The 10,129-nt window shown below is 52.2% G+C and carries 9 protein-coding genes; 7 read left to right on the top strand and 2 right to left on the bottom strand.

Features of this window, described 5'->3' with window-relative positions; translation table 11 throughout:
• Positions 1-439 precede the first annotated feature (439 nt).
• Complete coding sequence (locus QN379_RS22550) at positions 440-730, bottom strand: hypothetical protein (protein WP_323507672.1); 291 nt, start codon at positions 728-730, stop codon at positions 440-442.
• Between the two features lie 567 nt (positions 731-1,297).
• On the opposite strand from QN379_RS22550, the gene QN379_RS22545 reads away from it, so the two are divergent.
• The 7 genes from QN379_RS22545 to QN379_RS22515 all read left to right on the top strand — a co-directional run bounded on the left by QN379_RS22545 (position 1,298) and on the right by QN379_RS22515 (position 9,583).
• Positions 1,298-3,418 carry a 3-hydroxyacyl-CoA dehydrogenase NAD-binding domain-containing protein gene (locus QN379_RS22545; protein WP_322237716.1) on the top strand — a complete coding sequence of 707 codons (2,121 nt, stop codon included), beginning with the start codon at positions 1,298-1,300 and terminating at the stop codon, positions 3,416-3,418.
• A gap of 30 nt (positions 3,419-3,448) precedes the next feature.
• Complete coding sequence (locus QN379_RS22540; protein ID WP_323507673.1) at positions 3,449-4,630, top strand: acetyl-CoA C-acyltransferase; 1,182 nt, start codon at positions 3,449-3,451, stop codon at positions 4,628-4,630.
• 13 nt (positions 4,631-4,643) lie between these two features.
• Positions 4,644-5,840 carry an acyl-CoA dehydrogenase family protein gene (locus QN379_RS22535; protein WP_323507671.1) on the top strand — a complete coding sequence of 399 codons (1,197 nt, stop codon included), beginning with the start codon at positions 4,644-4,646 and terminating at the stop codon, positions 5,838-5,840.
• 8 nt (positions 5,841-5,848) lie between these two features.
• Positions 5,849-6,991: an acyl-CoA dehydrogenase gene (locus QN379_RS22530; RefSeq protein WP_322237712.1), complete on the top strand. Its 1,143-nt coding sequence runs from the start codon at positions 5,849-5,851 to the stop codon at positions 6,989-6,991.
• Positions 6,988-7,806, top strand: a complete 819-nt coding sequence (locus QN379_RS22525; protein ID WP_322237709.1) for an oxepin-CoA hydrolase, alternative type — start codon at positions 6,988-6,990, stop codon at positions 7,804-7,806. Before QN379_RS22530 ends, QN379_RS22525 begins: the two co-directional genes overlap by 4 nt.
• A gap of 151 nt (positions 7,807-7,957) precedes the next feature.
• Complete coding sequence (locus QN379_RS22520; protein WP_323507670.1) at positions 7,958-8,836, top strand: acyl-CoA thioesterase; 879 nt, start codon at positions 7,958-7,960, stop codon at positions 8,834-8,836.
• A gap of 117 nt (positions 8,837-8,953) precedes the next feature.
• Positions 8,954-9,583, top strand: a complete 630-nt coding sequence (locus QN379_RS22515; protein WP_323507669.1) for a TetR/AcrR family transcriptional regulator — start codon at positions 8,954-8,956, stop codon at positions 9,581-9,583.
• A gap of 305 nt (positions 9,584-9,888) precedes the next feature.
• Here the strand turns inward: QN379_RS22515 and QN379_RS22510 are convergent.
• The coding region (locus tag QN379_RS22510) for a hypothetical protein (RefSeq protein ID WP_323507668.1) at positions 9,889-10,129 on the bottom strand (241 nt) is incomplete at its 5' end.

The following is a 10,129-nucleotide window of genomic DNA, read 5'->3' as shown; positions in this document are numbered from 1 at the left end:
CTTCTGTAAGCCAACCGTCACCTTCCGGTTAGCCAGGGATATTTGATCGGTCATAAAAGTCTCTCTTGTGAGTTGATGTGCGTTGCATTATCAGTTGATTATATAAATTGGTACTATAAGTTCCAATATTTAACATTAATGGAACTTTAAGACCTCACAAATCGAATGTCAACTCATTTATCTAAAAATCGATACAAATTGTATTGTAAATTCGAATTAGCCTTGACCGAGCGCTTACTCAGCACGAGGAACGTCGACGCTTGCCACAAAGAAAAACGCCACCGACCTATTCTTAAAATAGGTCGGTGGCGTTATGTGTTGCTCTATTGCTATGCTCTGGAGCGAGATTGACTCATTAAAACTTAAGTCTTTTTTTGACCAATTAACCGATTCGGCTGTCTCACCTTATTTCCACGCATAGGCGGCAAACATTACCGCGTCAATCGAGTCGATCAATCCGCGTCGCAGCTATTTCGGCCAACATGTGAGCTGACATCAGCGCTAGACGCAGCAAGCGCTCCGTGTCAACAATAGTTAACGTCGGTGCTGTATCCGTATTTCTATCTGAGTTGCTCAAATGGGCCAAATCAATACACGTCTTGATGCCGTGGCAGATATCTACCGTCATGGCATAAAACTGGGCGTGCTCATTCGTTTGATGATGGGATGGCAGCCATGAAAACGGCTGATGAAATGCGTCTATTGTTGGCGGTAGTGTTGGCTTGCTCATGACTTCCCCACCGCGTTAACTTGTAGTTCGGAGAGAAGAGGCGCCATGAAACCGGGCGTAGTAATACGAGGCATGTTGTAACTTCCGTAGGTGGCGATTAAACCGCGCCCCGCTGTCAAACGGGGTGAGCGGCAAATAGCAGGGTTGACAGACCGATACCTACAGCAACCGGCAGGCCGAAGCCTCCCCACCACTGCCGCCCAAAGAATGCGCAACACGGGTGAACGTATGCAAAAAAACGGCATTGCGCCGTTTGTGCACTGTAGGTATGTCAGGCTGTCAAACCAGTTCCCCTCTTTATCAGGGACAGGTAAGAGTATAAAACAGGATGACGCCGTTTGTGAAGTCTTGATTGTGAAGTTGGAAGTTGAGTCTGCATGATAAAAAGCCAGATACCCAGACTGCTTCAGCTATTTGCCCCAGAGTTAAAAATTTTACTTGAATGTGATAAGTACCCTCCTCTTGCTCATTCACAGGAAATACAAGGTAACGTTCAGTTTAATTTTTTATTACGAAGCAATGCTTTGCTGTGCGAAGCGTTATTCATTCCTCTGGAGATATTTCGCTATGCGCTTCGGCAAACCGACAGAAGTCGTCACCCGTCAATTACATGGCAACATCCTTCTGGTCACCATCGACAATCCTCCAGTCAATGCACTGGGCGTCGACGTGCGCCGTAGCCTTCTTGCAGCCATTGACGCCGCGGCCGAAGACGACGCGGTAAAAGCAGTGCTGATTATCGGCGCTGGCCGACATTTTATCGCCGGTGCAGATATCCGGGAATTTGGTGCGCCACCGTTGCCGCCAGCATTAACCGATGTCTGCAATCAGATCGAAACCAGTCATAAACTGGTGGTGGTAGCGATCCATGGTGCGGCACTGGGCGGAGGACTGGAAGTTGCACTATCCGCGCATTACCGACTTGCCATGCCGGGTGCCAAACTGGGGCTTCCCGAAGTATTGCTCGGCTTGCTGCCGGGTGCTGGCGGCACACAACGCATCCCTCGCCTGATAGGCGCGAAAGCAGCTTTGGATCTGATGCTTAGCGGACGCCATTTAGGCGTTGATGAAGCAGTTACGCTGGGCTTGATCGACCGCATCGGACGCACTAACGACGTGCTGGCCGAGGGCCTGGAATATGTGCAGTATCTGCTCACCCATTCTGCCCCTTTGCGCCGTACCCGCGATGCGGCAGCGCTGACAGATCAACCAGACAGTCAACAGGTAATCGACGCTGCACGCATTGCAATCACACATCAACCTCGTGGCCTTTTCTCTCCTCTTAAAATAGTCGACGCTGTTGATGCTGCACGCAATCTGCCATTTGAAGAAGGCCTGCGACGCGAGCGCGAACTATCCCGAGAATGCCACGCCAGTCCGCAGCGTGCTGGCCTGATCCATGCGTTCTTCGCTGATCGTGAAGTTCTCAAGTTACCAGAAATGCGGAATGCGACGCCGCGCACTCTCACGCATGTCGGCATCATAGGCGGCGGTACGATGGGCGCAGGTATTGCGGTGGCATTGCTCGACTCTGGGCTACCCGTGATCATGATAGAACGTGACGACGCAGCGCTGGAACGCGGTCGCCTGCATGTTCAAAAAGTCTACGACGGATTAGTCGCTAAGGGTCGTTTGACACCGGATGGTAAGGCAACATTGATGGCGCGCTGGTCTGGCAGCACTTCTTACGCCACATTAGCAGGCGTCGATCTGGTCATTGAGGCTGTGTTCGAGGACATGGCTGTTAAAAAAGTCGTATTTGCCGAACTTGACCGAGTATGTAAGGCGGGTGCGGTGCTGGCGACCAACACGTCCTATCTCGACATTGAAGAGATCGCCGCCAGCATCTCGCGTCCCTCCGATGTGATCGGATTGCATTTCTTCTCCCCTGCCAACATCATGAAGTTGCTTGAGATCGTGGTGCCAAAAAAGGTTTCTCCAGATGTTGTGGCGACCGCATTTGCACTTGCCAAAATACTCCGCAAGGTGCCGGTCCGCGCAGGCGTGTGCGACGGATTTATCGGTAACAGGATTCTGGCGGTCTATCGTCAAGCCGCTGACCATATGATGGAAGATGGCGCATCGCCTTACCAGATTGACAAAGCATTACGCGATTTCGGCTATCCGATGGGGCCATTTGAAGTATCCGATCTGGCTGGCGGGGACATTGGTTGGGCGACCCGACAACGCCGTGCCGCGACACGCAATCCAGAGGCACGTTACGTGCGCATCGCAGACCGATTGTGCGAAAACGGCTGGTTCGGACAAAAGACCGGACGGGGCTATTATCTCTATGCTGCCGGGACCCGCACAGGAAAACCTGACCACGAAGTTGAGGCGATTATTGACTCTGAACGTCAACGTGCCGGTATCACACCGCGTCGTTTCACTGACGATGAAATTATCCGACGTTACATGGCGGCAATGATCAACGAAGGCGCAAATGTTGTGCATCAGGGCATCGCGTTACGACCGCTTGATGTGGATGTTACCTTTCTTTACGGCTATGGTTTTCCGCGCTATCGCGGTGGTCCCATGCACTATGCCGACACGCTGGGATTGCCACAAGTGCTGGCCGATATCCGTGCGTTCGCCAAGGACGATCCATTGTTCTGGCAGCCGTCACCATTGCTGGTTGAGCTGGTTGAACGCGGCACCAATTTTGCCAGCTTGAATCTGTCCGAATAAGTACATTCACTTTCATTAAGAAAATATATGATGCGCGAAGCCGTTATTATTTCAACCGCCCGTACACCCCTGACCAAAGCCCATCGCGGTGAATTCAACATCACGTCAGGCCCGGCTCTCGCCGCCTTTGCAGTTCGCGCGGCGGTAGAGCGCGCTGGCATTGATCCAGCGTTGATTGAGGATGCGATTCTGGGTTGCGGCTATCCCGAAGGTACTACGGGCCGCAACGTAGCACGTCAAACGATCATCCGCGCAGGTTTGCCGATAACCATTGGCGGCACGACTGTGAACCGTTTCTGCGCCTCTGGTTTACAAGCAATCGCCATGGCGGCTGGACGTATTGTGGTTGATGGCGTTTCCGCCATGATTGCCGGTGGTGTTGAGAGTATTTCACAAATTCGTACGCGTGAGGATGGCGATAGTGGAATGGATCCTTGGATCACACAGCACAAACCTGACCTCTATATGGCAATGATTGACACAGCAGATATCGTAGCCGCACGCTATGGTATCAGCCGTGAGGCGCAAGACCGCTTTTCGGCAGAGAGTCAGCGCAAGACCGAAGAAGCCCAACTCGCCGGACGCTACCTTCACGAGATCATTGCCTGCACGACTACCATGGCTATCACTGATAAAGAGACGGGTGTTATCTCCAGGAAAGAAGTAACAGTCGGTAGCGACACCTGTAACCGGCGCGGCACAACCTATGCCGGACTGGCAAAGCTCGCGCCAGTGATGGGAGCCGACAAGTATGTCACCGCTGGCAATGCATCGCAATTATCGGATGGTGCGTCAGCCTGTGTGATGATGGATGCAAAAGAAGCAGAACGCGCCAATCTCCAGCCGCTAGGGGCTTTCCGTGGATTGGCAATTGCTGGTTGCGAACCTGACGAAATGGGCATTGGCCCCGTTTTTGCAATTCCAAAATTACTTGCGCGTTATGGTCTGAAGATTGATGATATCGATCTTTGGGAACTCAATGAGGCCTTTGCTTCGCAGTCGATCTATTGCCAGCAACGACTTGGCATTCCTGACGAGCGGCTTAACGTCAACGGCGGTGCCATCTCTATCGGCCATCCGTTTGGCATGACCGGTACGCGTCTGGCTGGGCATGTGTTAATTGAGGGCAAGCGACGTGGCGCAAAATACGCGGTCGTCACGATGTGTATCGCTGGCGGGATGGGCGCAGCCGGACTGTTCGAAATCTATTAAGAGGACAATCGATATGGATCTTAACTTTAGCGCTGAAGAAGAAACCTTCCGTAAAGAAGTACGCACATTTCTGGCAGACAAACTACCAGTCCGTCTATCCCACAAGGTTGCCGAGGGCAAGCATATCTCCAAAGCAGACATGCAGGAATGGCATGCCATCCTCAACGCACAAGGCTGGTTAGCGAATCATTGGCCCGCAGAATTTGGCGGTCCGGGTTGGAGCCCGATGGAGAAGTTCATCTTTGAGCATGCGTGCTGCCTCGCAAATGCACCACGTATTTTGCCCTTCGGCGTCAATATGTTGGGACCAGTATTGATCAAATATGGCAGCACGGCGCAAAAGCAGTATTGGCTGCCGCGCATCCTGAATGGGACCGACTGGTGGTGTCAGGGTTATTCGGAACCGGGAGCCGGTTCCGACCTTGCCGCGGTGAAAACAACGGCGGTGCGTGATGGCGAGCACTATGTCGTCAACGGTCAAAAAACCTGGACTACGCTCGCGCAACATGCCGATATGATCTTCTGTCTGGTACGCACCAATCGAGAAGCCAAGAAACAGGAAGGTATCAGTTTTCTGTTAATTGAGTTGAAAACACCGGGCGTCGAAGTGCGTCCCATTATGACGCTCGACGGCGAACATGAGGTCAACGAGGTGTTCTTCACCGACGTCCGTGTACCGATTGCTAATCTGGTCGGAGAAGAAAATAAGGGATGGACCTGCGCCAAGTATCTGTTGACCTATGAACGTACCAATATCGCTGGCGTAGGCTTTTCCGTTGCGGCATTGAACAGACTGAAAAGTATTGCAGCACAACAAACGCGCCATGGTAGACCGTTGGCCGAAGATCCTTTATTTGCCGCTCGTCTGGCACGCGTCGAGATAGATCTGGAAAACATGAAAACCACCAACTTGCGCGTGATCGCAGGGGTGGCTGGCGGTGGCGCACCGGGTGCAGAAAGTTCAATGCTAAAAATCCGCGGCACCGAAATTCGTCAAGAAATAGCTGCGTTAACACGTCGCGCAATGGGTCCTTATGCGCGACCGTTTATCAAGGAAGCGCTATACGATGATTTTGATCAGCAGCCAGTTGGACCGGACGGCGCATCAAGCGCCGCAGCGCAATATTTCAATAACCGGAAGCTCTCGATTTTTGGCGGCGCTAACGAGATCCAGAAAAATATTATCTCAAAGATGATTCTTGGACTGTGAGGGCACACATGCATTTCGAACACACTGAAGAACGGCGCATGCTCGCCGACAGCCTGCAGCGCTTCCTCGCTGCGGAATACACTTTTGAGACACGCGACCACATCACTACATCGCCGCATGGCTTTAGTCAAAAAGTATGGAAGCAACTGGCAGAAATAGGCGTCATTGGTGCCTTGTTTCATGAAAATGACGGCGGCTTCGGCGGCACAGGATATGACATTGCGGTGGTCTTTGAGGCGATTGGTCGCGGCTTGGTGATTGAACCGCTGCTGGGCTGCGCGATGCTTGCTGGTGACGCCATCGCCGCTGTTGGCACGCCAAAACAGAAAGCGGCGTTATCGGACATCATCAGTGGTGACGCCATCGTCGCGCTTGCGCATGAAGAACCCGATACGCACTATGAGATGGCGCGGGTACAAACACACGCAAAAAGAAACGCCGAAGGCTGGACACTAACCGGTACCAAAGCGGTGGTGTTGTACGGCGCACAGAGTGATTTATTTGTTGTGTCTGCACGTACGGCAGGAGCAGTCGATGATACGTCCGGAATCTCGCTCTTTTTGTTACCGGCAAAGACACCGGGACTCACTGTACGCGACTGCCCCACTATCGACGGTGGCCGCATCGCTGAGCTTTGCTTAAACGCGGTAACGCTCGATAACGATGCCTTGCTAGGCACAGAAAACCAGGCATACGCTACGCTGGAGCGTGTAATCGGACGCGGTGTATTGGCGTTGTGTGCCGAGGCGCTCGGTGCGATGGAAGCTGCCAAATCGGCCACACTCGACTACCTCCGCACACGCAAACAGTTCGGTGTCTTCATCGGTAGCTTTCAGGCGTTGCAACATCGCATGGCAGACTTGTTACTGGAGATTGAACAAGCGCGCTCGGCAGTGATCAATGCCGCGGCGGCACTTGATGCCGACCGGGTAACCCGTGAACGTGCGCTATCTGCCGCTAAAGTCAGTATTGGTCGCATTGGCACATTGGTGGCAGAAGAGAGTATCCAGATGCACGGCGGCATTGGGATGACCTGGGAATTACCGCTGGCCCATTATGCCAAACGGCTAGTGATGATTGATCACCAGTTAGGTGATGAGGATCATCATCTGCAACGCTTCATTGCATTTGGTCAGCAGGTGGCCGTATGAGTAGCCGTATAAATGAAGCTGTGTTAATTCGCCAGGAAGGTGCCGTCCGCATCCTGATCAATAATAATCCGACTGCCCGCAATGCCATCACGGCAGACTTATACACTGCATTGCCAGCGGCGCTGGCTGCGGCGGCAGTTGATCCGACAGTCGGTGCGATTGTGCTCACAGGTGCTGGAGATTTTTTCTGTTCCGGTGGTGACCTTAAACAGCTAGCGCAGCGACGTGCGCTGGCCCCAACGGTACGGCGCGAGTGGCTTGAGAAACTGAGTGGGTTGATCCTTGCGATTCGCCATTGCGACAAGCCGGTAATCGCCGCAGTGGAAGGCGGCGCAGCTGGCGCAGGCCTGTCGATCGCCCTAGCCTGTGACATGCTGGTGACGACGCGTACCGCCGTCTTCTCGCTGGCTTACGTCAAGGTAGGACTGACACCGGATGGTGGTGCTACGGCCTTTTTGGCAGAGTTTGTGTCACGCCAGATACTGACCGAACTATGTCTGACGGGCGAGCGACTATCCGGCGAACGTCTGCATGCCATGGGTGCTGTCAACCGGCTTACCGAAAAAGGCGTCGCACTAACGGAAGCCATAGCGCTGGCCGCACGCGTTGCCGATGGTCCGATGCGTGCCAATGCGCGAATCAAGACTGCGTGCCTGAGCGCTCATAGCAATGATCTGGCATCGCAACTGTCGTTGGAGGCGCAACTGATGGTGGCGTCGCAAGGCGATGACGAGGCAACTGAAGGGATAGCTGCTTTCTTTGCCAAACGGTCCCCCGATTTTGTTACATTGCGCGGGAAACCGAATAAAGATTAACCCAGCACCACTTCCTGGCAGACACAAAATCGCGATGATCACCCACATAATCACGCAGGTCCACTCAGTATTCTGATAAACACAGAAGAAAAGGAAGACGCAAAGTCAGGATTTTGCCAATCAGCGCATGATGGATGGAGTGCTAATAAGCATGTTGAACGACGCTTTATATAATACTGATGAAGTCATTGATTTATTGCAGGTCAAGCGGATTGATGTTGACCGTTATCTTGGCAACAGTCACTTTAAAGGCAATCCGAGAACGTTTGGTGGTCAGATTTTAGCGCAGGGATTGCACGCTGCTGCCCACACCGTCGATCATCGCAGACCTGTTTCGCTGCATGCGATGTTTACATCCCCCGGGGACGCTCGCCTCACGATTGAATATCAGGTTGATCGGGTACGCGATGGCGGTAGCTTCAGCAGCCGGCGCGTAGTGGCCTTTCAGGGCAGCCGCGAGATATGCCACATTTCGCTTTCTTTTCAGAAAGAAGAGGACGGTATGTCGCACCATCAACGCAACACGTCGCTTGCAATCCCGGAGCGGATGCAACCGCATTCTCCCCATTGGAGACATCATCCGAACGGCGATACCAGCACCGTCTTCCCTGCACCGGTGGATTTTCGGTGTGAGGACGATGACTGCTTTGGTGCGCCGTTTACCCATGCGCCGCATCAAAAAATATGGGCACGCACGCCCAATCGTTTGCCGCATACGCGTTTGACGCATGAAACTCTGCTAACCTATATTTCTGACTACGGCTTAATATGGACCGCACTGAAACCCCATGGTATTGCACCTTATGACGCCGACCTGCAAGCCGCCAGTCTGGATCATACAATCTGGTTCCATCGCCCTTTCCGTTTGGATGACTGGTTATTGTTTTCGATGGCAAGTCCGAACGCATCTGGTGGTCGGGGCCTGAATATTGCGCATGTTTATGATCATCAGGGTGGTATGGTTGCCACGGTGGCGCAGGAAGGGCTAATCCGTTTGAATCGACCTCACCAAGGGGTGAAGCCATCATAATATTGATCGGTTGATCGCTTACAACAAATAGGATAATTCGATCTTATTGTTTATCTACTTGTATGTTGTCAATGAATTGGCGATAATTTTTCTTTTCCAGATCGGAACTTACACTATATGGCCACGCAATCGGGCAGAACTACATCGAGCGCCATACAAGAGGGCCTGCCACAAACCCGCGCAGATCAGATCCTGGATATAGCACGTCGACTTTTCGGAGAGCATGGCTATGACCGCACCTCTTTACGTGATATTGCGGAGGCAGCGGGGATCACAAAAGCGGCACTTTATTATCACTTTCCGGATAAGGATGCGTTGTATAAGAAGGTGGTGATTGAGGGTCTTCAACATTTGATCGCTGATGTTGGCGCGGCCATCGAAAAAGAATCGACCGCATTGAGTCGGATTAAAGCGTTTTTTTATGCTTCGATGGATTTTTATGAGGCGCATCCTTCTCACTTTATGGCTGGTTCTAACTCTTTTCGCGTTCAAACGGGTGATAAGCGTTTGATGGCGCTGGAGTTGCGTGACAAATATGAGGGTATTTTGCGCGAATGCCTTCGGGAGGCAATGGAGAATAAGGACTTGCGTCGTGTGGATGAGGCTTTATTGGCGCGCTATCTTTTGTCTAGTTTTAATCAGATTAATCGTTGGTATTCTCCTGAGGGGAAGATGACGTTGCGTGAGGTGACGGATAGTTATCTTGATTTTGCGTTTAATGGGATATTGGTGGGTGTTGATATTTGAATGTTGATTTAAATTTTTATTAGATGTTTTCGATATGGTTTGATTGGTTGATTGCTGGAATGGTTGCCGCTCTGTGGGTGCTTGTCGCGGCTGGTCCGACATTTAGTGAATACGGTCTTCGTTACTTAACATGGTTACTGCTCCGTGGGGGCTTGCCGGTGGTAGACCGGCAGCTAGTTACTTTTTTTTGCTTCGCCAAAATAAAGTAACCAAAAAAAAGGCGACCGCAGAGGCGCTGCCCTCCCGTTGGTCGGGTCCCCAACTATTTCCGCTGTCATTCGGGTGGAAAAACCAACTCGCTTCGCTCAAACATGTTTTCCCACAATTCCCGATTGACAGCGGAAATAATTGGCAACGCCAATGTCGGGGTAGGTCAAGTGCCACTTCAAAATCAACTGCAACGTCAACTGTGGCTGCGCCTGCAAGGTCAAAGGCAACGTCAACTGTGGCTGCGCCTGCAAGGTCAAATGCAACGTCAACTGTGGCTGCGCCTGCAAGGTCAAAGGCAACGTCAACTGTGGCTGCGCCTGCAAGGTCAAAGGCAAC

The organism is Glaciimonas sp. Gout2 (assembly GCF_035018905.1).
Classification (GTDB): Bacteria; Pseudomonadota; Gammaproteobacteria; order Burkholderiales; family Burkholderiaceae_D; genus Glaciimonas.
The sequence above is the reverse complement of the archived record's forward strand: the minus strand, read 5'-3'. Positions and strand labels throughout refer to the sequence as shown.

Coding starts and splice junctions, on each gene's coding strand:
- QN379_RS22535 (WP_323507671.1), top strand. CDS start 4,644: ATGGATCTTAACTTTAGCGCTGAAGAAGAAACCTTCCGTAAAGAAGTA.
- QN379_RS22540 (WP_323507673.1), top strand. CDS start 3,449: ATGCGCGAAGCCGTTATTATTTCAACCGCCCGTACACCCCTGACCAAA.
- QN379_RS22550 (WP_323507672.1), bottom strand. CDS start 730: ATGAGCAAGCCAACACTACCGCCAACAATAGACGCATTTCATCAGCCG.
- QN379_RS22545 (WP_322237716.1), top strand. CDS start 1,298: ATGCGCTTCGGCAAACCGACAGAAGTCGTCACCCGTCAATTACATGGC.
- QN379_RS22530 (WP_322237712.1), top strand. CDS start 5,849: ATGCATTTCGAACACACTGAAGAACGGCGCATGCTCGCCGACAGCCTG.
- QN379_RS22525 (WP_322237709.1), top strand. CDS start 6,988: ATGAGTAGCCGTATAAATGAAGCTGTGTTAATTCGCCAGGAAGGTGCC.
- QN379_RS22520 (WP_323507670.1), top strand. CDS start 7,958: ATGTTGAACGACGCTTTATATAATACTGATGAAGTCATTGATTTATTG.
- QN379_RS22515 (WP_323507669.1), top strand. CDS start 8,954: ATGGCCACGCAATCGGGCAGAACTACATCGAGCGCCATACAAGAGGGC.